We start from the raw sequence: 26,873 nt of genomic DNA on the forward strand, positions 1-26,873 counted from the left end.
ATCACAGTCACTTTTTAACCACTGGGGGTCCCTTACTCTCAAAAACAGGTGCTGAGGTGACTATGTTTCTTGAAGAACGACGCAATAACATTCTGGATTATCTGGATAAATATGAACGCGTTAGCGTGGCGTACCTGGCCACGTCTTTTGCGGTGACCAAAGAAACCATCCGCAGCGATTTAAACGTGCTGGCGCAGTTGGGCCTGGTGCAGCGCTGCCACGGTGGCGCGATCGTCATCCGCCGCAGCCTGCAGGCCAAATTGATTACCGAAACCGACGGCACGTTCGAAGTGCTGTTAAGACGCCTGGAAAGCCAGAAAAGAAAGGCACCGGAGAGAGGAAAAAACATGCGAGGCAAGGTCTGTATTCTGGGGTCATTCAATGTCGATATCGTCGCCAGGGTGGCGCGCTTTCCCAAAGGCGGCGAATCGCTGCTGGCGCTCGGCAGTACGCTCGGCCCCGGCGGCAAGGGGGCCAATCAGGCGATGGCCGCCAGCCGGGCCGGCGCTCAGGTGCATTTCGTGTCCAAAGTCGGCAAGGATCAGTTCAGCCAGTTCGCTTTCGACCATCTCTCTGCGTCGGAAATCCACTCGTTCACCTTATACCAGTCGGAAACCGAGCCGACCGGCAACGCCATCATTTATGTTTCGCAGCAGGATGGCGAAAACATGATCGCCATTTATTCCGGCGCCAATAAAACCATCACCGACGAAGAAGTGGCTGCAATCGCCCCGGAACTGGCCGGCGCAGAGGTTCTGCTGGTGCAGCTGGAGAATAACTTTAACGCCACGCTGAACGCCATGAAGCTGGCCAATGCGTTGGGGATCCGGGTGATCCTCAATCCTGCGCCTTACTCCGCCGACGCGCTGCAATGTCTGGAATATGTCGATGTGATCACCCCGAATGAAACCGAGGCCTCGCTGCTGTCCGGCGTGGAGGTGACGGATTTGAACAGCGCCAAAGAGGCGGCGCAGCGTATCGCCGGGCTGGGCGCCCGACGAGTCATCATCACCATGGGCGCGCGCGGAGCGATGATCCTCGAAGGTTCGCAGTTCCAGCACATTCCCGCTTTCCCGGCGTTGAGCGTCGATACCACCGGTGCGGGGGATGCGTTCAACGGCGCCTTCGCCGCGGCTATCGCCACCGGGCAAACGATTGCCCAGGCGGCAACCTATGCCGCCGCCTTCGCGTCACTGGCGGTGGAAAGAGAAGGGGCGTCCAACATGCCGCAACATCAACAGGTGCTGGCTCGTCTGAGCCAGCGCTGATCCCTAACCAAACAACACTACTGCCTGCCGCGTCAGCGCGGTGTGAGGAGCAAAAATGAAGAACATCGAGGGCATTGTGCCGGTCATGCTAACGCCGTTTACCGCTCGCAACGAGATTGACTATCCCGGCCTGGCGCGCCTGATCGACTGGTATTTGCAGCGCGGCGTCGATGCGTTGTTCGCCGTCTGTCAGTCCAGCGAGATGCAGTTCCTCAGCCTGGCGGAACGGGTCGAGCTGGCGCGTTTCGTGGTGCAGCGGGTAGACGGCCGGGTGCCGGTTATCGCTTCCGGCCATATCAGCGACGCGCTGGAGCAGCAAATTGAAGAGCTGCAGGCGATGGCGCAAACCGGTATCGACGCGCTGGTGCTGGTGACCAACCATCTTGACGCGCAACGCCAGGGCAGCGCGGCGTTTTTCGCCACGCTGGACAGCCTGCTGGCGGCGTTGCCGGTTAGCATGCCGCTTGGCCTGTACGAATGCCCGGCGCCTTACCGCCGTTTGCTGAGCGATGAAGAGCTGAGCTATTGCGCCAACAGCGGCCGCTTTGTCGTGCTGAAGGACGTCAGTTGCGATCTGCCGACTGTGACGCGCCGGGTGGCATTGACCGCAGGGACGCCGCTGAACGTCATCAATGCCAACGCCGCTATCGCTTGGCCGGCGATGCAGGCCGGATCCAAAGGGTTCAGCGGGGTGTTCACCAATTTCCACCCGGAGCTGTACCACTGGTTGTATCACCACGGCGCGCAGCGGCCTGAGCTGGCGCAGGAACTGGCGACCTTCCTGTCGCTGGCGGCGGTCACGGAGACGCTGGGTTACCCGAAAAACGCCAAAATCTATCACCAGCGTTTGGGCACTTTCGACAGCGAGCTGTGCCGGGTAAATCAAGACGACGTGCTGGAGAAATTCTGGGGGCTGGGCGTGCTGTTGGATCAAATCCGCAGCGGCACCGGGTTCTACCGGCAAAAAATTGCCGGTTAAGGCCGGGCGGGAAGATGGCGACATCCTCCCGCCATGCAACAACACCGCTGTACCTACTACACCCGCTAAAACTATCACTACACGGGGAACACCATCATGATGCTTTGCGATTTGCAGGACTGGGCGCGGGAAAAACACGCGTTTCATCCGATTATCCACCAGGCTATCGCGTTTATCGAACGCACCGACTTTGCCGCGCTGCAACCCGGTAAAATCGACATTATTCCCGGCAAGATGTTTTGCCTGCTGCAGGAAATGAGCACCGTGCCGGCGCCGCAAATGCGCCCTGAGTCGCACTTTGACTACGTTGACGTGCAGTATCTGTTGCAGGGGGAAGAAACCATCGGCGTGGCGCGCCGCCGGGGCGATGAACCCGTGGCGGAAGAGCGGCGCCACCACGACATCGTGTTTTACCAACGGGTGCAAAATGAAATGGCGGTCCCGCTGCTGCCCGGCACCTTTGCGGTATTTTTCCCGCACGATCTGCATCGCCCTTGCTGCCAAACCCACGGCGAGTCCTTTATCCGCAAAGCCGTGATTAAAATTCACCTCAGTCTGTTTACGGAGCCGCAATCATGAAAGAGGCGACTTCTGCGTTGCATGCATCGGCCGCCGCACCGGCGGCACCGATCTCCCGTTTGCGCTGGGGCATTATCCTGATCCTGTTGATTGCCGCGGTGGTGAATTATCTCGATCGCGCCAACCTGAGCATCGCCAATACCACTATCGCCCGGGAGTTTGGCTTTTCCTCTACCGAAATGGGCCTGCTGCTGTCGGCGTTTTTGTGGCCTTACGCGCTCGCCAACCTGCCCGCCGGCTGGCTGGTGGACAAACTGGGGCCGAAGAAAATGTTTTCCTGGGCGCTGGGATTGTGGTCGACATTTACCGTGATGGCCGCGTTCGTCAACGGCTACTCGATGTTCTATGGCCTGCGGATGCTGCTGGGCGTATCGGAATCCCCGTTTTTCACCTCGGGGATCAAGATCACCCATCGCTGGTTCTCGGAGAAAGAGCGTGGCCTGCCTACTTCGATCATCAACACCGGTTCGCAGATTGCCAACGCCATCGCTCCGCCGATCCTCACCGTGCTGCTGCTGACGCTCGGCTGGCGCGGCATGTTTATCGCCATTGGTCTGGCGGGCATTCCGCTGATGCTGGCCTGGCTGAAGTTTTACCGTGATCCGACGGCACGGGAAGAGGCGATGATCCACGCCGAAAAACGCGCGGCGGCAAAAGCCGTCAGCCAGGAGCAGGGCGGGAGCTGGGGTTCGCTGTTCCGCCATAAAACCACCTGGTTCATGATTTTGGGCAACTTTTCCATCATGTTCACCATCTGGGTTTACCTGACCTGGCTGCCGAGCTATCTGGAGAATTCGCTGGGCTTTAGCCTGAAGCAGACCGGTTGGATCGCGTCGATCCCGTTCTTTGCCGGCATTCTGGGGGTATTGTGCGGCGGGGCGATTTCCGATCGTTTGATCCGCCGCGGGGTGAAAGCGATCACCGCTCGCAAAATCCCGATCGTTTGCGGTGCCGCGCTGGCGGCCTGCTGCGTGGCGCCGATCGCCTTTGTCGACAGTACGCCGCTGTGCATTTTATTGCTGTCGCTGGGGTATTTCTTCTCGCAGCTGCCTTCCGGCGTGATCTGGACGCTGGCGACGGATATCGCACCGAAACAGCAGGTGGCTTCGCTGGGGGCGATCCAGAACTTTGGCGGTTTCCTCGGTGCGGCGATGGCGCCGATTGTCACCGGGGTGATCCTCGATCTGACCGGGCAGTTCACCAACGTATTCTTGCTTGGCGCGGGTTTGCTGATGCTGGGGGCCTTGAGCTACGGTCTGTTTGTCAAACGGCCGATGGTGGCGGCGGAGTAGCAAAGGAAGAGGGCGCAGGATGCGCCCTGATTTTTTACGCTGAAGTTTCAACGTCCTGCGGGTACTGACGTGCCCAGGCTTCAAAGCCGCCATCAATGCTGTACACCGCATCAAACCCCTGATTCAGCAGGTATTGTGCTGCACTGCGGCTGCTGTTGCCGTGGTAGCACATCACCATCACCGGCCGGTCAAAATCGTTGTGCTGCATGAATGCTTGCAGGCTGGCGTTGGTGAGGTGAAATGCGCCCGGCGTGTGCCCGGCTTCAAAACTCTGCGGATCGCGGATGTCGACCAGAGCGGCACTGCCTTCTTTCCAGCGCGCATAGGCCTGTTCAACGTTGATCGCTTCAAACTGTTCCATGACTTCAGACTGCCTTGTAATGAGAATATGCCGCCATTGTAACCAACTCTGCGGCAATTAAGACCAGAGCAATATTGTGGTTTTTAGGCGCCATACCCCATCATCTTCAGCAGTTGCTGCGCCTGCTGCACCGCTTCCTGACGGTGGGCCACGCCCAGCTTCTGATACAGGTTGCGGATATGGGTTTTGATGGTGGTGGCCGCCACGTCTAACTCGCCGGCGATCTGGTCATTGCTGTAACCGGAATAAATCAGCCCCAGCACCTGCCATTCGCGCTGCGTCAGCGGGCTGGTGCGGATCAGTTCCGGCACCTGCGGGTGCGTTAGCAGCTTATCGACGAAGTTCTCGTCGAAATGCGCGAATTTATGCCGATGATGCTGGTTGATGTCGCGCAGAATGCGCTGAGCGCGATGGTGCTCCAGCTCCGGCAGCGTATTGAGCTGAATCAGCTGACGCAGCTGCTGCGCCATCACTTCGCCCTCGATGACGAAGTGGCTGATAAATCCGGTGCGGCTGGCCAGTGACAGCGCCTCCATCAGTACCCTTTGCGCATCGCCTTTACGCTCCATCTGCCAGTAAAGCTGGTTGCTGAGCAGCAGGTTGCGGTTCAGATCGCTCACCAGCCGCAGGCGGCGGGCGTTTTCGTTCAGTTCATCCAGCACCACTTCGGCTTCTTCATACTGGCCGAGCATGATTTGCACCCGGGCGATATTACGCCACTGGCCCTGCATAAAGTGGTTATCCGCCATGCCGGGTTTTTCGGTTTGGCGCAGCCATTGAGCCGCAGCGGCGGTGTCGCCGGTCATTTGCCAGTGGATCACCCGCGGTTTGTCGGCGTTGGTCAGCCAGTCGCGATGATACTGAGAGCCGTGCAACAGCGCTTCGCAACGCTGCAGATGCGCATGGGCGTTATCCAGATCGCCGCGCGCCAGCGAGCATTTGGCCAGCATGGCAATGCACTGGAGCTGCTGCTGAGGCTGGAAGTTGGCCAGAATTTTCAGCCCCTGGCGCGCCGCGTCTTCCGCTTCGTCCAGCCGTGACCAGGACCACAATATCTGCGAACGGATACGCAGCAGGAACTCATGCATCGGCAGTTGTTCCAGATGCTGTTCGCGCACCAGTTCAAACGCCTTGTCCTGCGTCTCATAGGCGGCCTGCAGGAAACCCTGGGCAATCAGAATTTCGCTCTGCTGCAACAGCGCCCACAGCGCGTAGTGATAGGCCTGATGGCGTCGCGCCATCTGCTCGGTTTGCTGCATCATCGGCAACGCGCGGGCCAGCTCGCCCTTGCAGTGATGTACTTCGCCGGTCACCGAGGTGGCGACGATGCGGCTGTAATAACTGGAAAGCGGCAGAAACTTCAGCGCTTCGGTGGCCAGGCGCTCGGCCTCTTCCGGCTTGCCGGCGTTGATCGCCACCTGTGCGCGCAGGGCGTCGAATTCGGCATGCAGAGTCCGATCGACGTCGATTTTTTGATCGCGCATCGCCTGTTCGGCGCGTTCCAACAGGGTGTTCACTTCGATGTAACGGTGTTGGCTCTGCGCCAGCCAGGCCTGCAACAGCGCCAGCTTGGGACTTTGGATCAGCCGTTCATACGGCAATGCGTTCAGGCACTCTTCCAGCAGGGCCAGCTCGCTGTGATGGAACAGCGACCAGGCGTGTTGCAGCAGGATATCGCGCAGCATGCTGACGTCGCTGGCCGCCAGCGCATGGTGAATCGCCTCCGCCGGGTAACCCAATGCCAGCCAGCCTTCGGCGGCGGCGCGGTGCAGCCCCGGCAGCTCCAGCGCCAGCTCCCATTGGCAGCGTTGGCGCAGGAAGGTGGCGAACAACGGATGGAAGCAGAACCATTCGCCGGTGTCGTCCATGCGATGGATAAACAGCCCCTGGCGCTCCAGCTCTTCCAGCCGCTGTTGGCCGTTATCTTCGCCGGTCAGGCGTACGATCAGCGCATCGTTCATTGAGCGCAGCACAGAGCAACGCAGCAGGAAGGCGCGCGCCCCGGCATCGACGTGATCCAGCACTTCGTCCACCAGATAATCGGACAGGTGGCTGGCGTTCAGGCCTGCCAGGCGCTTGGCGGATTGCTGTGCAGAAGAGGTGGATTGCCGGGCAGACAGCGCAATCAGCTGCAACGCGGTGGCCCAACCTTCGACTTCGTCGCACAGGCGGCTACTGTCATGCTGCTCCATCGGTGCGGCCAGGCGGCAGTCGAAGAATTGTTTGGCTTCCTGATGGGTAAACGCCAACTGCTGCGTGCCCATCTCCAGCAGTTGATCGCGTACGCGCAGGTTGGCGATGCCCAGCGGCGGCAGGGTGCGGGACAGCAGGATCAGCGTCAGGTTTTCCGGTTGGTGGCGCAGGAAGAAGCGCATGGCCTCATGGATGACGTCATTGGTGATCAGATGGTAGTCGTCAATCACCAGGTACAGCGGCTGATGCCAGTCGGAAAGCTCAATGAACAGCTGGGCGAACAGCGCCGACAGGCTGGCGTACTGATGTTTTTGGCTCAGGGCTTCGCTCTTTACACAGTGGCCGCCGCTGGCATGTTGCAAGGCGGCGATCAGGTAGCTGGCAAAGCGCTCGGGTTGGTTGTCGCTTTCATCCAGCGAGTACCAGCCCAAATCTGATTTGCCGGCTGCCCATTGTGCGACCAGCGTCGTTTTTCCGTATCCCGCAGGGCAATTAACCAATGTCAGGCGATAGTTTGCCGTGCCGGCTAATTTGGCCAGCAGGCGATCGCGGATCACGGTATTTTGCAGCCGTACCGGACGGCTCAGTTTTGATGGGATCAGCATAGTATTCCAGAGTGAAAATCGCGGCTCCCGTAGCCGTTGGCCTGCCCGAAGGGGTTCATTTCATCGCGACTCCTGCCGGGATCGGAGTAAAACTAATTATTTTATGGCTCGTAATTAATCACCCTCCTAACTTCTGACAACGTTAAACGTATTGCAACAAGGTTCATCTTTGGCTTGGAGTTAAATTGCTATTGATCACACTTTTTTACGTTTGCAGGCAAATCATTGCGCAATTGCGGCGTTGTGGTGCGGTTTGGTCGCGCGGTTGAGGGAAAGCATGTCGATGCATGTACAAAACTTCATCAGCTGCATTAACTATGCTAATTTCATTGTGGGGATTTTCTGCTTATTCTCAGTGCTCGCGCGTTCGTCGGCGGGCTTTTTTGCATCGTGCAAGGGAGTCAAAAAGTGCCTGAGATCACAATTTTAGCTACGCCCCAATCCTCCTCCCCAGCTAATCCCCAGGCGGGATGATGCCTTCAACCTTTCTCCCCGGCACGATAGCGGTAATTTGACCCACTTACTGGATAGAGAGTTTTCCTTATGTCACAGCCTATGCTTAAAAAGGATGCTTTTCTGGCGGCACTGACCCGTCAGTGGCAACGGTTTGGCCTTAGTTCTGCACAACAGATGACCCAACACCAATGGTGGGAGGCGGTCAGCCGAGCGCTGGCCGAGCAACTGGCCGCACAACCGGCACCGCGTAAAAGCACCAAGCCGCTGCGCCACGTGAACTACATTTCGATGGAGTTTCTGATTGGCCGCCTGACGGCGAACAACCTGATTAATCTGGGCTGGTACGACACCGTCGAACAGGCGCTGGCGGAGCAGGATATCAAGCTGGCGGATCTGCTGGAGCAGGAAACCGATCCGGCGCTGGGCAACGGCGGGCTGGGGCGTCTGGCGGCCTGTTTCCTGGATTCGATGGCGACGGTGGAGCAACCGGCCACCGGCTATGGGCTCAATTACCAATACGGGCTGTTCCGCCAGTCGTTCAGCGAAGGTCAGCAGCAAGAGGCGCCGGATAACTGGCAGCGCGAAAGCTACCCTTGGTTCCAGCACAATGCCGCGCTGTCGGTGGATGTAGGGATTGGCGGGAAACTGGAGAAACTGGCCGATGGCCGCGAACTGTGGCACCCGGAATTTACCCTGCGCGGCGAAGCCTGGGATTTGCCGGTGCTGGGTTTCCGCAATGGCGTGACCCAACCGCTGCGCCTGTGGCAGGCGACCCATCAGCACCCGTTCGATCTGGGGGATTTCAACGACGGCAAATTCCTGCAGGCGGAGAAGCAGGGCGTACAAGCCGCCAAGCTGACCAAGGTACTGTATCCGAACGATAACCACCAGGCGGGCAAGCGCCTGCGCCTGATGCAGCAATATTTCCAGTGCGCCTGTTCGGTGGCGGATATCCTGCGCAAACACCATCAGGCCGGCCGCAAGATTGAAGACCTGCCTAAGTACGAAGTGATTCAACTCAACGACACTCACCCCACCATCGCCATCCCGGAAATGCTGCGCATTCTGCTGGATGAGCATCAGTTGGAATGGGATGCGGCCTGGGCGATCACCAGCAACACCTTCGCCTACACCAACCACACCCTGATGCCCGAGGCGCTGGAGTGCTGGGATGAGAAGCTGGTGCGCAGCCTGCTGCCGCGTCATTTCTCGATCATCAAGCAGATCAACGCCAACTTCAAAAAGCTGGTGGATAAACGCTGGCCGGGCGACAAGGCGGTGTGGGCCAAGCTGGCGGTACACCATGACAAGCAGGTGCGCATGGCCAATCTGTGCGTGGTCAGCGGCTTTGCGGTCAACGGCGTAGCACAGCTGCACTCCGATCTGGTGGTGAAAGACCTGTTCCCGGAATATCACCAGCTGTGGCCGAACAAATTCCACAACGTCACCAACGGCATCACGCCGCGTCGCTGGCTGAAACAGTGTAACCCGGCGTTGTCGGGGCTGATTGACGAGACGCTGAAGGTTGAGTGGGCCAACGACCTCGACGCGCTGAAAGGGCTGGAAAAATACGCCGATGACGCGGCATTCCGCCAGCGTTATCAGCAAATCAAACGCGATAACAAAGTCGCATTGGCAAACTATGTGCACGGCGTGATGGGGCTGACGTTGAACCCGGACGCCATTTTCGACGTGCAGATCAAGCGCCTGCACGAATACAAACGCCAGCATTTGAACCTGTTGCACATTCTGTCGCTGTATCGCCAACTGCGCGACAACCCGAATCTGGACATCGTGCCTCGGGTGTTCCTGTTCGGGGCCAAAGCGGCTCCGGGCTACTACCTGGCGAAGAACATCATTTATGCGATCAATCAGGCGGCTTCGGTGATCAATAACGATCCGCTGGTGAAGGATCGGCTGAAAGTGGCGTTTATTCCCGACTACCGCGTTTCCGTCGCTGAACTGATGATCCCGGCGGCGGATATCTCCGAGCAGATCTCCACCGCCGGCAAAGAGGCGTCCGGCACCGGCAACATGAAGCTGGCGCTGAACGGCGCGCTGACCGTCGGTACGCTGGACGGCGCCAATGTGGAAATTGCCGAGCAGGTGGGCGAAGACAATATCTTTATCTTCGGCAATACCGTCGATCAGGTGAAGGCGCTGTTGGCGAAAGGCTACGACCCGCTCAGCTACCGCAAGAAGGACAAACACCTGAAGGCGATCCTCGACGAGTTGGCGAGCGGCGCATTCAGCCATGGCGACAAGCATGCTTTCGACATGATGCTGCACAGCCTGCTGGAAGGCGGTGACCCTTATCTGGTGCTGGCCGACTTCGCTTCGTACTGCCAGGCTCAACGGCAGGTAGACGAGTTGTATCGTGACCAGGACGAGTGGACGCGCCGCACTATTCTTAACACCGCGCGGGTCGGTATGTTCAGTTCGGATCGTTCGATCCGCGACTACCAGCAGCGTATTTGGCAAGCCAAGCGTTAAGGAGAGCGAATGGATCGCAAGCGCATCGATCAGGCGGCCGCTCAGGCGGGTATTGCCGCTGATTATATTAACGCCCACGGGAAACAGCAGGCGATCGCGGAAGATACCAAGCGCAAGCTGCTGGATGCCATGGGGCGGACTGCCGCACCGCTGGAGGCTGCGGTAACGCCGCTGCCGGCGGTCAAGGTGTTCTATCAGGGCGCGCCGGTGGCGTTGCCGCTTGCGGGCAGCGGCGAGTATCTCTGGACGCTGCTGCGTGAAGACGGTGGCCGGCAACAGGGGCGCGCCAGCGCGCGTAAAACCTTTACCTTGCCGAGCGAGTTGCCGGCGGGTTATCACCAATTGACGCTGACCCAGGGCGAACAGCAGTGGCAGTGCCGGTTGATTGTTGCGCCCAAACGCTGCTTCGAGCCGGATGCGCTGCTGACCGGGCAAAAGCTGTGGGGCGCTTGCGTCCAGCTTTACACTCTGCGCTCCGATCGTAACTGGGGAATCGGCGATTTTGGCGATTTGCGGCAAATGGTGGAGCAGGTCGGTGAACGGGGCGGCGCTTTTGTCGGGCTGAACCCGATCCACGCGCTGTATCCGGCGAACCCGGAAAGCGCCAGCCCGTACAGCCCGTCGTCGCGACGCTGGCTGAACGTGGTGTATATCGATGTGAACGCGGTGGAAGAGTTCCAGCGTAGCGATGCGGCGCAGAAATGGTGGCTGAAGCCGGCAACGCAAAAACAGCTGGCCAAAGCGCGCAGCAGCGAACTGGTGGATTACAGCGCGGTGACGCAGCTCAAGCTGGCGGCGCTGAAGCTGGCGTTCCCGTTGTTCCAGGGGCGTAAAGCCGGTGACGAACGGCGTCAGGCGTTCGAGCAGTTTGTTGCCGACGGTGGCGACAGCCTGTATCAACAGGCGGCGTTTGACGCATTGCATGCTCACCTTGCCGCCGTTGACGGCAGCCTGTGGGGGTGGCCTGCCTGGCCGGAGCAATATCGGCAGGGCGACAGCGCTGCAGTGAAGCAGTTTTGCCGGCAGCAGCAGGATTCGGTGACTTTCTATCTGTGGTTGCAGTGGTTGGCCGCCAGCCAGTTCGCCGACTGTTTCCGCCAGAGCCAGCAACAGCAAATGCCGATTGGCCTCTACCGCGATTTGGCGGTGGGCGTGGCGGAGGGCGGTTCGGAAACCTGGTGCGAGCCGGATCTTTATTGCCTGAAAGCGTCGGTTGGCGCACCGCCGGACATTCTGGGTCCGTTGGGGCAAAACTGGGGGCTGCCGCCGATGGATCCGCACGTGATGGCGGCGCGGGGCTACCAGCCGTTTATCGACCTGTTGCGCGCCAATATGACCAGTTGCGGCGCGCTGCGCATTGACCACGTAATGGCGTTGCTGCGCCTGTGGTGGATCCCTTACGGAGAAACCGCCGATCATGGCGCTTACGTGAAATACCCGGTGGATGACCTGTTGGCGGTGTTGGCGCTGGAGAGTCAGCGCCATCGCTGTATGGTGATCGGCGAAGACCTTGGCACCGTGCCGGTCGAGATCGTCGCCAAGCTGCGCGACAGCGGCGTCTATTCTTATAAGGTGCTGTATTTCGAGCGTGACGGCGAGAACCACTTCCGCGCGCCGCAGGCCTACCCGGTGCAGGCGATGGCGACCATCACCACGCACGACTTGCCGACGCTGCGCGGTTATTGGCAGGGCGGCGATCTGCAACTTGGCAACAAGCTGGGCCTGTATCCGGATGCGGAGATCCTGAAAGAATTGTTTGCCGATCGTGAGCGCGCCAAACAGGGATTGCTGGACGGATTGCATCATTATGGCTGCGTGCCGCAGAAGGTGGGCAAGAAGGCGGCGTTGCTGAACATGAGCCCGTTGCTGAACCGGGGTTTACAGCGCTATGTCGCCGACAGCGCCAGCGCACTGCTGGGCCTGCAGCCGGAAGACTGGCTGGACATGGCCGAACCGGTCAATATTCCCGGCACCAGCGATCAGTACCCGAACTGGCGGCGTAAACTGAACAAAACGCTGGAGGAGATGTTTGCCGATCAGCAGGTTAACCGGTTGCTGAAAGATTTGGACAAGCGCCGGCGAACGGTATCGGTAGGGTAATCAGGGATCTGAGATTGCATTAAAGATGAAATCTGAAAACTATGATTCTTATCCTTAATGTATGGATACCCAAATTAATTGGAGTTGCAGCCAGGCGGCAAGTGCGTAAATCCCCAGGAGCTTACTTGCGTAAGTGACTGGGGTACGCGCGCGCAGCCAACAACGCTGCAACTTCAAGCAAGAAGGGTATCAGTAATAAGAGTGCTCGCCGCGCTGATGCTCGGTCAGATCGCGCACGCCTTTCAGTTCTGGGAACTTCTGCAGCAGTTCTTTCTCGATCCCTTCCTTCAGCGTTACGTCGACCATTGAACAACCGTTACAGCCGCCGCCGAACTGCAGGATCGCCAAACTGTCTTCGGTAATTTCCATCAGCGTTACGCGGCCGCCGTGGCCTGCCAGCTGCGGGTTGATCTGCGATTGCAGCACGTATTCAACGCGCTCCATCAGCGGGGCGTTGTCGTCCACCTTGCGCATTTTGGCATTTGGCGCTTTAAGCGTCAGCTGCGAACCCAACTGGTCGGTGACGAAGTCGATTTCGGCGTCTTCCAGATAGGGTTTGCTTATTTCGTCGATATAGGCGGACAGCTTTTCGAACTTCAGCTCGGTGTCTGTCGCTTCCACGGCGTCCGGCGGGCAATAAGAGACACCGCATTCGGCCGTAGGCGTACCCGGGTTGATCACGAATACGCGGATTTGGGTGCCTTCTTCTTGATTTGCCAGCAGTTTGGCAAAGTGTTCCTGTGCGGTATCTGTTATACGAATCATAGCATTAGCTCAGTAGTTGACTTCTATTGTCGGTTATAATACGCCCATTGCCGTGGCACTACAATGTGCGGCAAACGCACCAGATTTGTATCGATGCGGCACCCTGTCGCAGCAAGAGCCGGGTGATTTCCGCCACCGTACTGCCGGTCGTCACCACATCATCCAACAGGGCAACGTGTCGGCCCGCCAGCGGCTCATGGCAACGAAAGGCGCCACGCAGGTTGCGCCTGCGCATACGGGCAGGCAGCCGCTGCTGCGGGGCCGTTTTTCGTACCCGCCTCAGGGCGGCGGGGCGATAATCGCAACCCAGCCAGTGCGCCAGCGGCCGCGCCAGCAGATCGCTCTGGTTATAGCCGCGTCGCCAGCAGCGTTTAGCCTGCAAGGGTACCGCTAAAATCACATCGGGTCTGTTCAGATACTGCTCTCTGTGCGCCCGTTGCCAGTTTAGCAATATCAACCGTGCCAGCAGCGGCGCCAGTTCCGGCGCGTGTTGAAACTTGAATTTTTTGATCAGTTGGCGAAGCGGCGCGACGTAGTCGCCGACGAACACCAGCGCCTGCCAGGGTGGCGGCCGTTGCAGGCAGCGGCCGCAGGGGTGCGCGGCGTCGCCGGCGGGCAGGCCGCAGCAGGGGCAACACAGCGGTTTGGCCGGCAGGTGGCGCAGGCAGTAACTACAGATGCCGTGGCGGCTAAGGCATAATGGCTGCCGGCATAGCCAACAGCGGCTGTGGATTGATAGCATAGCCGTCCTCCCTGACGGATGAGAATGAAAGGACAATAACTGATGACCGCGCTGTACTGGCAAACAATAGGTGAAGGCGAACGCGATCTTGTGCTGCTGCACGGATGGGGACTGAATGCGGAGGTGTGGGGTTGCACGCTTGAGCGGCTGACGCCGCATTTTCGCCTGCATCTGGTCGATCTGCCGGGCTATGGCCGCAGTCAGGGGTTTGGCGGCATGTCGCTTGCGCAGATGGCGGAGATTGTGCTGGCCGCCGCACCGCCGCAGGCCTGGTGGCTGGGCTGGTCACTCGGCGGGCTGGTGGCCGGCCAGATTGCGCTGACGCAGCCTCAACGGGTACGCGGGCTGATCACCGTGGCGTCCTCGCCGTGCTTTGCCGCGCAGGACGACTGGCCGGGGATCCGCCCAGAGGTGCTGAGCGGTTTTCAGCATCAGTTGAGTCAGGACTTCCAGCGCACCGTAGAACGCTTTCTGGCATTACAAACCCTGGGTACGGCAAGCGCGCGGCAGGACGCCCGCCTGCTGAAATCGGTGGTGTTGAATCAGCCGATGCCGAGCGTCGAGGTGCTGAACGGCGGTCTGGAGATGCTGCGCACCGCGGATTTACGCTTGCCGATGGCGGAACTGACTCTGCCGCTGCTGCGTATATACGGTTATCTGGATGGGGTGGTGCCGCGCAAGGTTGCCGCGCTGCTCGATGCCAGTTGGCCGCATTCGCCGTCGATCGTCATGGCGAAAGCGGCGCATGCGCCCTTCATTTCTCACCCTGATGAATTTGCCGAAATTATTCGCACCTTTGTGACCGAAGGTGGCATTCCGCGTGAAAACGCACAATAAAGCGCTAAAGAAACGGCCGCTCGGTGGATAAAAAAGAAACCTGTTCGATACTCAGTGGGGTAGATGCGCTGGCTGAAAACTGAAAAACCGTTCGCGGATTTTTTCACTTTGGCGTTTCGTCTCTGGGAAAAGGGCTCTCGTCAGGGAAAGCAGCGAGGCCTGAAGATGTCACGGCAGCCGGTGTTATTGCGCATGTACCCTTGGACGGCTTTCATAACAAATAAATATTCCTTTGAGAGGTATGGTAATGAAATCTTTGAAAATGATTATTGCAGCGTTGGTCGTCGGTTCCGTGTCTTTCAGCTCTTTGGCGGCAACCTTGCTGACCAAAGAAGATCTGGACAAGAATCCGGGTAAATACGAGAAGATCGGTACGGTAACCACCACCGCGGAAACCACTTCGCCGATGGATGCTAAAGAAGAGCTGTCCAAACTGGCGGATGAAAAAGGCGGTCAGTATTACGTGATCATCGCCGGCCGCGAACACGGTAAATTCAGCGCGATAGCCGACGTGTATAAAGACAAGTAATCATTCTTGATTAACAAAGGGGCGCATAATGCGCGCCCCTGCTCCGATTATTTCAGCCGATACACCACCGTACCGCAACCCTTGCCCTCCGGGCAGCTTTTGCAACTGCCGGTCAGGCAAGCGCCGTTATCCTGTTCAATCCGCTCCACTTTACCCATCGCCGTTAAACGTTCCAGCATCGCCAGCACCAGCGGCAGCGGGGTCTCCAACTGGCGGCTGAGCTGTTGCGCCTGAGCGCTGCCGTGCAGCGCCAGCGCATCGCGGAGCTGCAGCAGGCCGGCCATCAGTGGCAGTTACCCTGAGCACCCTGGCAACAGGCTGCAGGCGTAGCTTTGCCCAGACGCACCGTCACCCGGCTGCGCGCCCGGCGCAGGCCGAATAAAATCAACAGATTGACCAGCACCACGATCGCGATGGCCGTCAGGCTGTATCCCGGATGCTGGCCGAAGGTGGCAACCTGATAAAACAGCGTAGCCAAGGAGTAGGCGAGGTTCAGACCCCAGAGAATGGAAAAGGCCATCCAGCCGCGGCTGGATTCACGGGCGATAGCGCCCATCACCGATACGCAGGGCACGTACAGCAGCACAAAGATCAGGTAGCTGTAGGCAGAGACGCCGGAGCCGAATTTGCTGCTCATCATGCCCATTGAGCTGACGCCCATTTCGCCGTCGCCCTTGCTGGCCTCGATGGGGTTGGACAATACGCTCAGGCTGAAGGTGTCTTTCAGCCCCTGCCAGGTGGTTCCCACCGCGCCGCTCAGTTCGTTCAGCAGATTAAAGTTGGCGGCATCAAACTCGGCGTTATTGATATGTTCGGCGGTGTACAGGGTGTTCAATGTGCCGACCACCACTTCTTTCGCCATGGCCCCGGTCACCAGCCCGACGGTGGCCTGCCAGTTATCGTTATGTACGCCCATCGGCTGCAGCAGCGGCGTCAGGATCTTGGACACCGACGCCAACGCGGAATCATTGAGGTTATCGACCGGCTTGCCGCTGAACGTAAAGCTGTTCAGGCCGCCGATGAAGATGCTGGCGATCACGATCACTTTCCCGGCGCGCAGCACAAAGCCTTTCAGCCGCTGCCAGGTTTGCAGCAGCAGGCTTTTCAGGTGCGGCACATGATAAACCGGCAATTCCATGACGAACGGCGAAGCTTCGCCGCGCATGATGGTGTACTTCAGCACCAGTCCGGTGAGGATCGCCACCACGATGCCGAGCATATACAGCGAGAACACCACGCCGGCGCCGTCCTGGCCGAAGAAGGCGGCGGCAAACACCGCAAAAATCGCCAGCCGGGCGCCGCAGGACATGAACGGCGCCATCATGATGGTAATCAAGCGTTCACGCGGGGCATCCAGCGTGCGTGCACCCATGATGGACGGCACGTTGCAGCCGAAGCCGACAATCAGCGGCACGAAGGATTTACCGGGCAGCCCAAGAGCTTGCATCAGGCGGTCCATGACAAACGCCGCACGCGCCATGTAGCCGGAGTCTTCGAGGAAGGACAGAAACAGATACATCATGCCGATTTGCGGCACCAGCGGCAGCACGGTGTTGATGCCCCCGCCGATGCCCTGCGCTAGGAAAATCGTCAGCCATTCAGGAAAGTGCAGGCTGTAGCCCAGCCATTGGATGCCCTGGATAAAGATTGCCGCCGAACCGATATCAAAGATCGGCTGCAGCGCGCCGCCGAGGTTGATCGCCAGCAAGAACATCAGGTACATCACCAGCAAAAAGATGGGCACCCCCAGCCAGCGGTTGAGGATCACTTTGTCCAGCGCTTCGGTCAGGCGGTTTGGCATCGCCTGCTGCGAGTTGCTGACCGCATCGCTCAGGGTGGCTATCGACTGATAGCGCGCATCGGCAATCACCAATGCAGGATCTTCCTGTTGCTGTTGTTGCAGCGCCAGCCTGGCGGCAGGCAGCAGGGCGGTGGCGTTGCCGGCCAATTGATGGCTGTAGATGTCGCCTTCCAGCATTTGCAGCGCCAGCCAGCGGCGTTGCTCCGTTGGCATAGCCGCCGGCATGGCGTCGCTCAGGGTGGCCATTTCCTTCAGCAGCGCCGGCGGATAGTTCACCAGCGCTTTCAGATCGTTAAACCGGTGGTTGTCGATTATCTGCTTCAACATGCCGATGCCGTCGGCCTTGGTGGAGACCAAAGGCACCACCGGGCAGCCGAGACGCGCCGACAGCGCTGCGATATCAATCTCGATTTGCTGGCTTCTGGCGATATCCAGCATGTTCAGCGCAACGATGCAGGGGATGCCCAGTTCCAGCAGTTGCAGCGTCAGGTACAGGTTGCGCTCAAGGTTGGAGGCGTCGACGACGTTGATCAGCAGATCGGCATCGCCGCTCAGGATGTAATGGCAGGCGATCTGTTCGTCGAGCGAGGTTTGTTCCGAGATGGTGGTCAGCGAATAGGTGCCGGGCAGATCGACCAGGTTGACCTGGGATTGCGGCGTAGTGAACTGGCCTTCTTTACGCTCTACCGTCACGCCGGCCCAGTTGCCGACCCGCTGGCGAGCTCCGGTCAACTGGTTGAACAGCGTAGTTTTACCGGAATTGGGGTTGCCTATTAAGCCAATCGTGAGTTTTTTCATTTTTCGCGTGATATCAGTCAATGGACATTGAGCCGGGCGATGGGCGCGGCCAGAGCGAGACGGCGCAGAGTCAGGATTGGCCGTCGAGCAGGATTAGGGCCAGGTCTTTCCTGCGCAGCACCAGGCTGACGCGGCGGGTTTTTATTTCTATCGGATCACCCAGCGGTGCGACGCGCACCACTTCAAACGAAGAGCCGGGCAGCATGCCTAGCGATAACAGTTTCTGGCGATAGGCCGGGCCGATGTCACTGGAAAAACCGGCAATCTTATAAGAGCGTTTAGGCTGAAGATGCATATAACCTTCTCAGAGCCCCTGTTATTGGGCCGATGACGATAAAAGAACGTTCCAGACCAAGCGCCGCGATGAAGATCGCAGGCTGCCGACGTTTTCAATTCATGAGGTAATGCAGTGAACACGCAACGCAATAATAGTGAGAATAGTTATCGTATTCAATACAAAAAGTAGGGGTATTGGTAACCAAAGGTTATGGCATCGGCACTTAACGATCGGATTGCCTGATGCCCCTATTTTTATCACCTGGCCTGTGGGGGATCAAATGCGAATGGCGAGTTAAATCAGTTACGTAATTGCAGTGATTTTTTCCGATTTGCAAAAATTAGCGACAAATTGAGTGGCGTTTAGAGGGGATGGCGGCGAGCCGGCGTTTATTCGGTAACATCTTGCCGGCGGAATACGAGCGGTAACCATTTGTGTTTCACCGGGAAAGGACGAAATGAAAACCTGATGTTAAAAACGGTGTTAATGAACGGGGATTCGGCGTTATTTTCAGGCTGAAAAACCGGGGATTGTCGCTCGGGAAAAATAAGCGGGTTTATTGAGGCGGGTCAAAAAATAGCGACGCTTTTTTTGAGAAAGGGCGGAGCCGGCTCCGCCCTGTGTACCTTGAGTCTTTCAGCTAGGCAGCACTGCCCCTACGATTTCTTACCGAATGCCGCAGCCAGCGCGTCGCCCATGGCGCTGTTGCCTGCCGTCGAGCTGCTGCGCGGTTTGGCCTTATTGGCCGGCGCGCGGGAAGGGCTGTCCTTCGCCGGGGCGCCGCCGCGACGTGGCGAACCTTCACCCGGTTGCTCGTCCAGACGCATGCTCAGCGCGATGCGTTTGCGTTGCAGATCCACTTCCATCACCTTCACTTTGACGATGTCGCCGGCTTTCACCACGGTATGCGGATCTTCGACGAACTTGTCCGCCAGCGAGGAGATATGCACCAGGCCGTCCTGATGTACGCCGATATCCACAAAGGCGCCGAAGTTGGTGACGTTGGTGACCGAGCCTTCCAAAATCATGCCCGGCTGCAGATCGTTGAGGGTTTCCACGCCCTCGGCAAAGGTGGCGGTTTTGAATTCCGGACGCGGATCGCGGCCCGGTTTCTCCAGCTCTTTCAGGATGTCGGTGACCGTCGGCACACCAAATTTGTCGTCGGTGAAGTCGCTGGCCTTCAGGCTACGCACCGCCGCCGGGTTGCCCATCAGATCCTGCAGCGCCTGCCGGGTGGCGGCCAGAATACGTTCGACCACCGGGTAGGTTTCCGGGTGAACGGTAGAGGCATCCAGCGGGTTATCGCCGTGGTTGATGCGCAGGAAGCCGGCGCACTGTTCAAAGGCTTTTGGCCCCAGACGGCTGACTTTCAGCAGTTGTTCGCGGTTGCTGAAGCGACCGTTCTCATCACGCCAGGTAACGATGTTCTGCGCCATCATGCGGGTCAGGCCGGCCACGCGGGTCAGCAACGGCACTGAGGCGGTGTTCAGATCCACACCGACGGCGTTTACGCAGTCTTCCACCACCGAGTCCAGCTTTTTCGCCAGCTGGCTTTGGCTGACATCGTGCTGGTACTGGCCGACGCCGATGGATTTCGGGTCGATTTTGACCAGTTCGGCCAACGGATCCTGCAAACGGCGGGCGATGGAGACGGCGCCACGCAGCGAAACGTCGAGGTTCGGGAATTCCAGCGCCGCCAGTTCGGAGGCGGAATATACCGAGGCGCCCGCTTCGCTGACGATCACCTTCTGCGCTTTGACTTCGCTGAACTGCTGCTGCAATTCAAGGTAAAAACGCTCGGTCTCACGCGATGCGGTGCCGTTGCCGATAGCGACCAGCTCTACTTTGTGTTTGATGCACAGGGCGGCGACGATGGCAGCGGCTTTCGCAGCCTGGCCGGTGTGCGGGTAGACGGTATCGGTAGCGACCAGCTTGCCGGTGGCATCCACCACCGCCACTTTTACCCCGGTGCGCAGACCGGGGTCCAGGCCCATGGTGGCGCGCATGCCGGCCGGTGCGGCCATCAGCAGATCCTGCATGTTACGGGCGAAAACGTTGATGGCTTCGTCTTCCGCGCGTTCGCGCACCGTCCCCATCAGTTCGGTTTCCAGATGCAACAGCACCTTGATGCGCCAGGTCCAGTTGACCACCGCTTTGCGCCAGGCATCGGCCGGGGCGTTATTCAGGCGCAGGTCGAGGTGGCTGATGATGATTTGCTCCGCCTGGCTTTCGCGCGGGGCTTCTTCAAACTGCGGATCGGCGTTCAGCGCCAACTGCAGCACGCCTTCGTTGCGGCCACGGAACATCGCCAATGCACGGTGTGAAGGCACCTGGGCAATAGGCTCATGGTGATCAAAGTAGTCGCGGAACTTGGCGCCGTCTTCTTCTTTGCCTTCCACCACTTTGGACACCAGGTGAGCATGCTTCCACAGGTAGTTACGTACCTTGGCCAGCAGCGCGGCGTCTTCGGCGAAGCGCTCCATCAGGATGTAACGCGCGCCGTCGAGGGCGGCTTTGACATCCGCCACGCCCTTGTCGGCGTCAACGTAGCCTTCGGCCAGCTGTTCCGGCTGTTGCTGCGGATCCTGCCACAGGGTGTCGGCCAATGGCTCCAGACCTGCTTCGATAGCGATTTGGCCACGGGTACGACGTTTGGGTTTGTACGGCAGGTAGAGGTCTTCGAGCTCGGTTTTGCTTTGCGTGGCGTTGATCGCCCCCGCCAGCTGTTCGGTCAGTTTGCCCTGCTCGTCGATCGATTTGAGGATGGTCTGACGGCGGTCTTCCAGTTCACGCAGATAACCCAGGCGGGTTTCCAGCTGGCGCAGTTGAGTGTCGTCCAGGCCCCCGGTGACTTCCTTACGATAGCGTGCGATAAAAGGCACGGTATTACCTTCATCCAGCAGACGGATGGCGGAGTCAACTTGCTCCGGCCGGGCCTGCAGTTCTGTTGCAATAATGCGGCTCAGTGGGTCATTCATAAGTCTGGTATCTGTTGAGAACGGTTAGGAAACAGGGGGACAGTTATACGGATTGATCGGCAAAAATGCCAGTGGCGCTGCCCGTCTTTGCCCGATGCGCCGAGGTTGTGCGGGTGGCTGCTGCCGCAAGCTCCGCGGGACAGCGGCCACCCGCGAGGCCGCTCGGAAAAAACCGAATCTTACTTCACGTACTCGATCTCATTCACATACCACAGCGCATCACCCACCGGGGTGTTGACGGTGGCGGCATCCCCCACCTCTTTTTTAAGCAGGGCGCGGGCCATCGGCGAATCGATGGAAATGTAGTCCCGACGGCCAAAAATTTCGTCGTAGCCCACAATGCGAAAGCGTTTGATCTCGCCATTCTCATTTTCCACTTCCACCCAGGCGCCGAAGAACACCTTGCCTTCCTGTTGCGGCGAATAGTCGACAATCTTCAACTGCTCGAGACATTTGGTCAGGTAGCGGACGCGGCGATCGATTTCCCGCAATCGCTTTTTGTTGTACTGGTAATCGGCATTTTCACTTCTGTCGCCGAGGCTGGCGGCCCAGGTCACTTTTTTGGTGACTTCCGGTCGTTCTTCACGCCAGAGAAAGTCCAGCTCCTGTTTGAGCTTGTCGTAACCTTCGCGGGTTATCAGCTGCGTTCTCATTGTTTTCTGCCTTTATGGGATATCAAAGGTTGCATGACGGTGCTTTGGCTTGGCGTTGCCGGATGCAATAAGCGCTCAATAAAGCGTCGGCTCGCAAAATTGCCGATCGCTGACGTTTTTTATCGCCTCGCCTGAGTTACACTGCCGAACCAGCCGCCCGGCTGCAACTCGAAATTCATGGGTGTATCGCCCTTGGTCGAATGACGGAGTTATCCCAAATTTAATCTAAAAATATCGGGATTTTGACGAACCGTCGCCGGCATTTTGATGAAAATTGTTGATAAATGGGCAAAAGAATAAGCTTTGTAACAATTTCGTCTAGAATATATACCATTAAATGCTGTCCGAAATGACAGGGTTTTTTAACAATATTCACGTCAGGCAATAAAGCCTTTGGGAGTAATACAATGCAAGAGAATCATAAGATTCTGGTCGTCGATGATGACATGCGCCTGCGCGCGCTTTTAGAGCGTTATTTAACCGAACAGGGCTTTCAGGTTCGCAGTGTCGCCAACGCTGAGCAAATGGATCGCTTGCTGACTCGAGAATCTTTCCACCTGATGGTGCTGGACCTGATGTTGCCGGGTGAAGATGGTCTGTCCATCTGCCGTCGTCTGCGCAGCCAGAGCAACCCGATGCCGATCATCATGGTGACCGCCAAAGGCGAAGAAGTCGACCGTATCGTTGGGCTGGAGATCGGCGCTGATGATTACATCCCAAAACCTTTCAACCCGCGTGAACTGCTGGCGCGCATCCGGGCGGTATTGCGCCGTCAGGCCAACGAATTGCCGGGCGCGCCTTCGCAGGAAGAAGCGGTCATTGCCTTCGGCAAATTCAAACTGAATCTGGGCACCCGTGAAATGTTCCGCGAAGATGAGCCTATGCCATTGACCAGCGGTGAGTTTGCGGTACTGAAGGCGTTGGTGAGCCATCCGCGTGAACCGCTTTCGCGCGACAAGCTGATGAACCTGGCGCGCGGCCGCGAATACAGCGCGATGGAACGCTCCATCGACGTGCAAATTTCCCGTCTTCGCCGCATGGTTGAAGAAGATCCGGCACATCCACGCTATATCCAGACCGTTTGGGGTCTTGGCTACGTCTTCGTTCCGGACGGCAGCAAGGCATGAGGCGATTGCGCTTTTCACCGCGTAGCTCGTTTGCCCGAACCCTGCTGTTGATCGTCACCTTGCTGTTCGTCAGCCTGGTGACGACCTATCTGGTGGTGCTGAACTTCGCCATCCTGCCCAGTTTGCAGCAGTTCAACAAGGTATTGGCCTACGAAGTGCGTATGCTGATGACCGATAGGTTGCAGCTGGAAGATGGCACGCTGCTGGAAGTGCCGCCGGCGTTTCGCCGGGAAATTTACCGTGAGTTGGGGATTTCTCTGTACACCAATTCGGCGGCGGAGGAGAGCGGGCTGCGCTGGGCGCAACATTACCAATTCCTCAGCCAGCAGATGGCGCAGCAGCTCGGCGGGCCGACCGACGTGCGGGTGGAAGTGAACAAGAACTCCCCGGTGGTGTGGCTGAAAACCTGGCTGCAACCTGATATCTGGGTGCGGGTTCCGCTGACTGAAATCCACCAGGGCGATTTCTCGCCGCTGTTCCGCTATACCCTGGCGATTATGCTGTTGGCTATCGGCGGCGCCTGGCTGTTTATCCGCATCCAGAACCGCCCGCTGGTGGAGCTGGAGCACGCGGCTTTGCAGGTCGGCAAAGGCATTATCCCGCCGCCGCTGCGTGAATACGGCGCTTCGGAAGTGCGTTCGGTGACGCGGGCCTTCAATCAGATGGCGTCGGGCGTCAAGCAACTGGCGGATGACCGCACGCTGCTGATGGCCGGGGTTAGCCACGATCTTCGCACGCCGCTGACGCGTATCCGTCTGGCGACCGAGATGATGAGCGCCGAAGATGGTTATCTGGCGGAGTCGATCAATAAAGATATCGAAGAGTGCAACGCCATTATCGAGCAGTTTATCGACTATTTGCGTACCGGCCAGGAGATGCAAACCGAGCTCAGCGATCTGAACTCGATTCTGGGCGAGGTCGTGGCGGCCGAGAGCGGCTATGAGCGGGTTATCGAAACCGCCATGGCGCCGGGTGAGCTGATGATGAATGTGCATCCGCTATCGATTAAGCGTGCGGCGGTGAACATGGTGGTGAATGCGGCGCGTTACGGTAACGGCTGGATCAAGGTCAGCAGCGGGCGTGAACTGCAACGTGGCTGGTTCCAGATAGAAGACGACGGCCCGGGCATAAAACCTGAAGAATTGAAACATCTGCTGCAGCCGTTTGTCCGTGGCGACAGCGCGCGCAGCACCAGCGGAACCGGGCTTGGCCTGGCTATCGTGCAGCGCATTATCGACGGCCATCACGGCGCGTTGGATATCGGCACCAGCGAACGCGGCGGGCTGTTGATCAGGGCTTATATTCCGTTGCCGATGGAGAAAAAAGAGCCGGCAAATGGGCATCTGGCGGCGAAAGAGAACGTATGACGCCTGCTGACAGAGGGCCGCCTCGCTGCGGCTCCGTCAGGGTTTTCTGCTCATCACATAGTATTCCGCCGCTTCTTCGTGCAGACGCCGAGCGGTGTTGGCTTGCCAAGGATCGATTAACTCAATCCCGCAATGGATAAAGTCTTTGGTATTACGCGTGGCTAATGTGGCGCCGTAATGCAGGCAGGTGGCGGCGATTTGGGTGTCTGGAAAGCTGACGCCGATGCCTCGGCGGCGGTTAGCGCCCATGAGTTCAGCATGCTGCAGAGCGCAGCCAGTATCAAAGGGCAAAATTCTTTCCGAAAACTCCTCTTGCAGCATTACACCCAGATTGGTTTGCAACTCGAACTGCCTTTTGCCGGAGGGCATACAGGCTATGCCGGTGTACAGCTCCGCGACCACGACAGCGCTCAGATAGAATTGATAGGTATCTTGTTGGTCCAGCCACCTTAAGACATGGTAATGAGGCGCTGGACGCAACAATTCTAAAACGACATTGGTATCGAGAATAATCATACTTGGTCATCGTCGTCGTCAAAGGTGGCAATCCGCGGGGGTGTTTTATCGCGCGGCGGGATCTCCAATTCAACGCCGCCCAGCTCGGCAAAGTGCTGATGCATACGTGTTCCTAAACCATAGCGCGGCGGTTTTTTCACTAATGCCTGTTTCAAAATCATTCGAGCTTCCTCCTCCATGGAATGGCCGTTTTTCGCTGCCGAGACGCGCAGCAATTCTTTTACTTCGTCGTCCAGATTTCTGACGGTTATGGTAGCCATTGTAACCTCCTTTGCTATCAATGATTGCACTGCATTATTATCTCTTTGTATAGGCTAAAAAACAATCAATAAAAATAAAAAAAGGCGTGGAATCCACGCCTTAGCTGAAGCTGTAAAAAGAGAGGGTTACAGTTTTGGACCGGCGCTGACCAGCGCGGCGCCCGCAGGCGTGTCGGTATATTTGTCGAAGTTGGTGATAAAACGCTCGGCCAGATCCTGCGCTTTTTCCTGCCACTGCTCAAGGCTGGCGTAGGTAGCGCGTGGATCCAGGATAGCCGGGTTGACGCCCGGCAGTGAGGTCGGCATCGCCAGATCGAAGATTGGCAGAGTGATGGTTTCCGCCTTGTCGATTTCACCGTTGAGGATCGCGTCAATAATGCCGCGGGTATCCTTGATGGAGATGCGTTTGCCGGTGCCGTTCCAGCCGGTGTTCACCAGGTAGGCTTGCGCGCCGGCGGCCAGCATGCGTTTTACCAGCACTTCAGCATACTGCGTTGGGTGCAGCGTCAGGAAAGCTGCGCCGAAGCAGGAGGAGAAGGTCGGGGTTGGCTCGGTCACGCCGCGTTCGGTACCGGCCAGCTTGGCGGTAAAACCGGACAGGAAGTGATACTGAGTCTGGTTCGCGGTCAGGCGGGATACCGGCGGCAGTACGCCGAAGGCGTCTGCGGTCAGGAAGATCACCTTGGTGGCATGACCCGCTTTGGAAACCGGCTTGACGATGTTTTGGATGTGGTAGATCGGGTAGGAAACGCGGGTGTTCTCGGTTTTTGAGCCGTCGTTGAAGTCTATGGTGCCGTCCGCCAGCACGGCAACGTTTTCCAGCAACGCATCGCGCTTGATGGCGTGATAGATTTCCGGCTCGGCTTCTTCAGACAGCTTGATGGTTTTGGCGTAGCAGCCACCTTCGAAGTTAAATACGCCGTCGTCATCCCAGCCGTGTTCATCATCGCCAATCAACTGGCGTTTTGGATCGGTGGACAGGGTGGTTTTGCCGGTGCCGGACAGGCCGAAGAACACGGCCACGTCGCCTTTCTCGCCCACGTTGGCCGAGCAGTGCATGGAGGCGATGCCCTTCAGCGGCAGCAGGTAGTTCATTATCGAGAACATACCCTTTTTCATTTCGCCGCCGTACCAGGTGCCGCCAATCAGCTGCATGCGTTCAGTCAGGTTGAAAGCGACGAAGTTTTCCGAGTTCAGGCCCTGCTGCTGCCAGTTCGGGTTGGTGCACTTGGCGCCGTTCATCACCACGAAGTCCGGCTCGAAATCCTGCAACTCTTCATCAGACGGGCGGATGAACATGTTTTTCACGAAGTGCGCCTGCCAGGCCACTTCAGTGATAAAGCGTACTTTCAGGCGGGAGTCGGCGTTGGCGCCGCAGAAAGTATCTACTACGAACAGACGTTTGCCGGAGAGTTGCGTGGTGACCAGCTGTTTCAGGTCTGCCCAGACTTCTGGGCTGAGGGGTTTGTTGTCGTTTTTGCCTTTACCCTGATCGGCCCACCAGACGGTGTCGCGGGTGATGTCGTCACGGACGATGTATTTATCTTTCGGGGAACGGCCGGTAAAAATACCGGTGTCGACGGATACGGCACCCAGCTTGGTCACGACCCCACGTTCAAAACCCTCCAGAGACGGGTCGGTTTCTTCCTTGAACAGCAGTTCATAACTTGGGTTGTGAACGATTTCGCCGACGTTATGAATGCCATAAGCGGCCAGTTCCTGAGGGGTTATACCTTTAACACGCATGTCACTACTCCTTGGTCACAGAATTTCTGGCGCCAATTGTAGGGATCCGGCAGCGCGTAACCGCGATAGGTATCAAATATTTAACGTTTTAAGCGGTTTTTCGTTACGATCTGAGAGATAGTCCACGGAAAAAAGCAAACGTGCAAACGGG

22 protein-coding genes are annotated in these 26,873 nt (G+C 58.1%); 10 read left to right on the top strand and 12 right to left on the bottom strand.

Annotation, left to right across the window (positions count from 1 at the left end):
- Positions 1–62 precede the first annotated feature (62 nt).
- The 4 genes from rbsK to JK621_RS17705 all read left to right on the top strand — a co-directional run bounded on the left by rbsK (position 63) and on the right by JK621_RS17705 (position 4,118).
- A complete protein-coding gene (gene rbsK, locus JK621_RS17690) occupies positions 63–1,268 on the top strand; it encodes a ribokinase (RefSeq protein ID WP_212560229.1) in 1,206 nt (401 codons plus the stop codon).
- Positions 1,269–1,323: 55 nt separating this feature from the next.
- Positions 1,324–2,247, top strand: coding sequence for a dihydrodipicolinate synthase family protein (locus JK621_RS17695; RefSeq protein WP_212557030.1), 924 nt, complete (start codon positions 1,324–1,326; stop codon positions 2,245–2,247).
- Positions 2,248–2,343: 96 nt separating this feature from the next.
- The gene (locus JK621_RS17700; protein ID WP_212557031.1) at positions 2,344–2,826 is read left to right on the top strand and encodes a YhcH/YjgK/YiaL family protein; all 483 of its coding nucleotides are present in this window, start codon (positions 2,344–2,346) and stop codon (positions 2,824–2,826) included.
- On the top strand, positions 2,823–4,118 hold the full coding sequence (locus tag JK621_RS17705; RefSeq protein WP_212557032.1) for an MFS transporter: 1,296 nt from the start codon (positions 2,823–2,825) through the stop codon (positions 4,116–4,118). The genes JK621_RS17700 and JK621_RS17705 overlap by 4 nt, the downstream gene beginning before the upstream one ends.
- A gap of 34 nt (positions 4,119–4,152) precedes the next feature.
- Here the strand turns inward: JK621_RS17705 and glpE are convergent, their stop codons facing one another.
- Complete coding sequence (glpE, locus tag JK621_RS17710) at positions 4,153–4,479, bottom strand: thiosulfate sulfurtransferase GlpE (protein WP_006319141.1); 327 nt, start codon at positions 4,477–4,479, stop codon at positions 4,153–4,155.
- Positions 4,480–4,562: 83 nt separating this feature from the next.
- On the bottom strand, positions 4,563–7,277 hold the full coding sequence (gene malT / locus JK621_RS17715; protein ID WP_212557033.1) for an HTH-type transcriptional regulator MalT: 2,715 nt from the start codon (positions 7,275–7,277) through the stop codon (positions 4,563–4,565).
- Between the two features lie 543 nt (positions 7,278–7,820).
- On the opposite strand from malT, the gene malP reads away from it, so the two are divergent.
- Both malP and malQ read left to right on the top strand, forming a co-directional pair.
- Positions 7,821–10,226 carry a maltodextrin phosphorylase gene (gene malP / locus JK621_RS17720; RefSeq protein WP_212557034.1) on the top strand — a complete coding sequence of 802 codons (2,406 nt, stop codon included), beginning with the start codon at positions 7,821–7,823 and terminating at the stop codon, positions 10,224–10,226.
- 9 nt (positions 10,227–10,235) lie between these two features.
- Positions 10,236–12,326 carry a 4-alpha-glucanotransferase gene (malQ, locus tag JK621_RS17725; protein WP_212557035.1) on the top strand — a complete coding sequence of 697 codons (2,091 nt, stop codon included), beginning with the start codon at positions 10,236–10,238 and terminating at the stop codon, positions 12,324–12,326.
- Between the two features lie 189 nt (positions 12,327–12,515).
- Here malQ and nfuA read toward each other — a convergent pair whose 3' ends face one another.
- Together nfuA and gntX are read right to left on the bottom strand one after the other, a co-directional pair.
- Positions 12,516–13,091 (bottom strand): Fe-S biogenesis protein NfuA, encoded by a 576-nt coding sequence (gene nfuA, locus JK621_RS17730; protein WP_212557036.1) that lies wholly within the window; start codon positions 13,089–13,091, stop codon positions 12,516–12,518.
- Between the two features lie 58 nt (positions 13,092–13,149).
- The gene (gene gntX, locus JK621_RS17735) at positions 13,150–13,833 is read right to left on the bottom strand and encodes a DNA utilization protein GntX (RefSeq protein WP_212557037.1); all 684 of its coding nucleotides are present in this window, start codon (positions 13,831–13,833) and stop codon (positions 13,150–13,152) included.
- Between the two features lie 42 nt (positions 13,834–13,875).
- Between gntX and bioH the strand changes: the two genes are divergently transcribed.
- Both bioH and JK621_RS17745 read left to right on the top strand, forming a co-directional pair.
- The gene (gene bioH, locus JK621_RS17740) at positions 13,876–14,670 is read left to right on the top strand and encodes a pimeloyl-ACP methyl ester esterase BioH (protein WP_212557038.1); all 795 of its coding nucleotides are present in this window, start codon (positions 13,876–13,878) and stop codon (positions 14,668–14,670) included.
- Positions 14,671–14,917: 247 nt separating this feature from the next.
- Positions 14,918–15,199 (top strand): YdgH/BhsA/McbA-like domain containing protein, encoded by a 282-nt coding sequence (locus JK621_RS17745; RefSeq protein ID WP_212557039.1) that lies wholly within the window; start codon positions 14,918–14,920, stop codon positions 15,197–15,199.
- 47 nt (positions 15,200–15,246) lie between these two features.
- Here JK621_RS17745 and JK621_RS17750 read toward each other — a convergent pair whose 3' ends face one another.
- From JK621_RS17750 to greB, 5 genes are all read right to left on the bottom strand, one after another.
- Positions 15,247–15,483, bottom strand: coding sequence for a FeoC-like transcriptional regulator (locus JK621_RS17750; RefSeq protein WP_212557040.1), 237 nt, complete (start codon positions 15,481–15,483; stop codon positions 15,247–15,249).
- The gene (gene feoB, locus JK621_RS17755) at positions 15,483–17,798 is read right to left on the bottom strand and encodes a Fe(2+) transporter permease subunit FeoB (RefSeq protein ID WP_212557041.1); all 2,316 of its coding nucleotides are present in this window, start codon (positions 17,796–17,798) and stop codon (positions 15,483–15,485) included. The genes JK621_RS17750 and feoB overlap by 1 nt, the downstream gene beginning before the upstream one ends.
- Before the next feature lie 70 nt (positions 17,799–17,868).
- Entirely contained in the window at positions 17,869–18,093 is a 225-nt protein-coding gene (feoA, locus tag JK621_RS17760) for a ferrous iron transporter A (RefSeq protein WP_126485782.1), read from the bottom strand.
- Positions 18,094–18,731: 638 nt separating this feature from the next.
- On the bottom strand, positions 18,732–21,053 hold the full coding sequence (locus JK621_RS17765; RefSeq protein WP_212557042.1) for a Tex family protein: 2,322 nt from the start codon (positions 21,051–21,053) through the stop codon (positions 18,732–18,734).
- Between the two features lie 179 nt (positions 21,054–21,232).
- Positions 21,233–21,706, bottom strand: coding sequence for a transcription elongation factor GreB (gene greB, locus JK621_RS17770; RefSeq protein WP_212557043.1), 474 nt, complete (start codon positions 21,704–21,706; stop codon positions 21,233–21,235).
- Positions 21,707–22,113: 407 nt separating this feature from the next.
- Here greB and ompR point away from each other — a divergent pair, with 407 nt between their 5' ends.
- Entirely contained in the window at positions 22,114–22,833 is a 720-nt protein-coding gene (gene ompR, locus JK621_RS17775; RefSeq protein ID WP_004709363.1) for an osmolarity response regulator transcription factor OmpR, read from the top strand.
- Positions 22,830–24,200: a two-component system sensor histidine kinase EnvZ gene (gene envZ / locus JK621_RS17780; protein WP_212557044.1), complete on the top strand. Its 1,371-nt coding sequence runs from the start codon at positions 22,830–22,832 to the stop codon at positions 24,198–24,200. The genes ompR and envZ overlap by 4 nt, the downstream gene beginning before the upstream one ends.
- Positions 24,201–24,236: 36 nt before the next feature.
- Here the strand turns inward: envZ and JK621_RS17785 are convergent, their stop codons facing one another.
- From JK621_RS17785 to pckA, 3 genes are all read right to left on the bottom strand, one after another.
- Positions 24,237–24,716: a type II toxin-antitoxin system VapC family toxin gene (locus JK621_RS17785; protein ID WP_212557045.1), complete on the bottom strand. Its 480-nt coding sequence runs from the start codon at positions 24,714–24,716 to the stop codon at positions 24,237–24,239.
- Entirely contained in the window at positions 24,713–24,976 is a 264-nt protein-coding gene (locus tag JK621_RS17790; RefSeq protein WP_212557046.1) for a FitA-like ribbon-helix-helix domain-containing protein, read from the bottom strand. The genes JK621_RS17785 and JK621_RS17790 overlap by 4 nt, the downstream gene beginning before the upstream one ends.
- Before the next feature lie 126 nt (positions 24,977–25,102).
- Positions 25,103–26,722: a phosphoenolpyruvate carboxykinase (ATP) gene (pckA, locus tag JK621_RS17795; protein ID WP_212557047.1), complete on the bottom strand. Its 1,620-nt coding sequence runs from the start codon at positions 26,720–26,722 to the stop codon at positions 25,103–25,105.
- Positions 26,723–26,873: the final 151 nt, after the last annotated feature.

It is taken from the genome of Serratia plymuthica, from assembly GCF_018336935.1.
GTDB classification, from domain to species: domain Bacteria; phylum Pseudomonadota; class Gammaproteobacteria; order Enterobacterales; family Enterobacteriaceae; genus Serratia; species Serratia plymuthica_B.

Bases quoted from the DNA above. Each gene is read 5' to 3' on its own strand.
- rbsK (WP_212560229.1), top strand. From the start codon at position 63: ATGTTTCTTGAAGAACGACGCAATAACATTCTGGATTATCTGGATAAA.
- JK621_RS17695 (WP_212557030.1), top strand. From the start codon at position 1,324: ATGAAGAACATCGAGGGCATTGTGCCGGTCATGCTAACGCCGTTTACC.
- JK621_RS17700 (WP_212557031.1), top strand. From the start codon at position 2,344: ATGATGCTTTGCGATTTGCAGGACTGGGCGCGGGAAAAACACGCGTTT.
- JK621_RS17705 (WP_212557032.1), top strand. From the start codon at position 2,823: ATGAAAGAGGCGACTTCTGCGTTGCATGCATCGGCCGCCGCACCGGCG.
- glpE (WP_006319141.1), bottom strand. From the start codon at position 4,479: ATGGAACAGTTTGAAGCGATCAACGTTGAACAGGCCTATGCGCGCTGG.
- malT (WP_212557033.1), bottom strand. From the start codon at position 7,277: ATGCTGATCCCATCAAAACTGAGCCGTCCGGTACGGCTGCAAAATACC.
- malP (WP_212557034.1), top strand. From the start codon at position 7,821: ATGTCACAGCCTATGCTTAAAAAGGATGCTTTTCTGGCGGCACTGACC.
- malQ (WP_212557035.1), top strand. From the start codon at position 10,236: ATGGATCGCAAGCGCATCGATCAGGCGGCCGCTCAGGCGGGTATTGCC.
- nfuA (WP_212557036.1), bottom strand. From the start codon at position 13,091: ATGATTCGTATAACAGATACCGCACAGGAACACTTTGCCAAACTGCTG.
- gntX (WP_212557037.1), bottom strand. From the start codon at position 13,833: ATGCTATCAATCCACAGCCGCTGTTGGCTATGCCGGCAGCCATTATGC.
- bioH (WP_212557038.1), top strand. From the start codon at position 13,876: ATGACCGCGCTGTACTGGCAAACAATAGGTGAAGGCGAACGCGATCTT.
- JK621_RS17745 (WP_212557039.1), top strand. From the start codon at position 14,918: ATGAAATCTTTGAAAATGATTATTGCAGCGTTGGTCGTCGGTTCCGTG.
- JK621_RS17750 (WP_212557040.1), bottom strand. From the start codon at position 15,483: ATGGCCGGCCTGCTGCAGCTCCGCGATGCGCTGGCGCTGCACGGCAGC.
- feoB (WP_212557041.1), bottom strand. From the start codon at position 17,798: ATGAAAAAACTCACGATTGGCTTAATAGGCAACCCCAATTCCGGTAAA.
- feoA (WP_126485782.1), bottom strand. From the start codon at position 18,093: ATGCATCTTCAGCCTAAACGCTCTTATAAGATTGCCGGTTTTTCCAGT.
- JK621_RS17765 (WP_212557042.1), bottom strand. From the start codon at position 21,053: ATGAATGACCCACTGAGCCGCATTATTGCAACAGAACTGCAGGCCCGG.
- greB (WP_212557043.1), bottom strand. From the start codon at position 21,706: ATGAGAACGCAGCTGATAACCCGCGAAGGTTACGACAAGCTCAAACAG.
- ompR (WP_004709363.1), top strand. From the start codon at position 22,114: ATGCAAGAGAATCATAAGATTCTGGTCGTCGATGATGACATGCGCCTG.
- envZ (WP_212557044.1), top strand. From the start codon at position 22,830: ATGAGGCGATTGCGCTTTTCACCGCGTAGCTCGTTTGCCCGAACCCTG.
- JK621_RS17785 (WP_212557045.1), bottom strand. From the start codon at position 24,716: ATGATTATTCTCGATACCAATGTCGTTTTAGAATTGTTGCGTCCAGCG.
- JK621_RS17790 (WP_212557046.1), bottom strand. From the start codon at position 24,976: ATGGCTACCATAACCGTCAGAAATCTGGACGACGAAGTAAAAGAATTG.
- pckA (WP_212557047.1), bottom strand. From the start codon at position 26,722: ATGCGTGTTAAAGGTATAACCCCTCAGGAACTGGCCGCTTATGGCATT.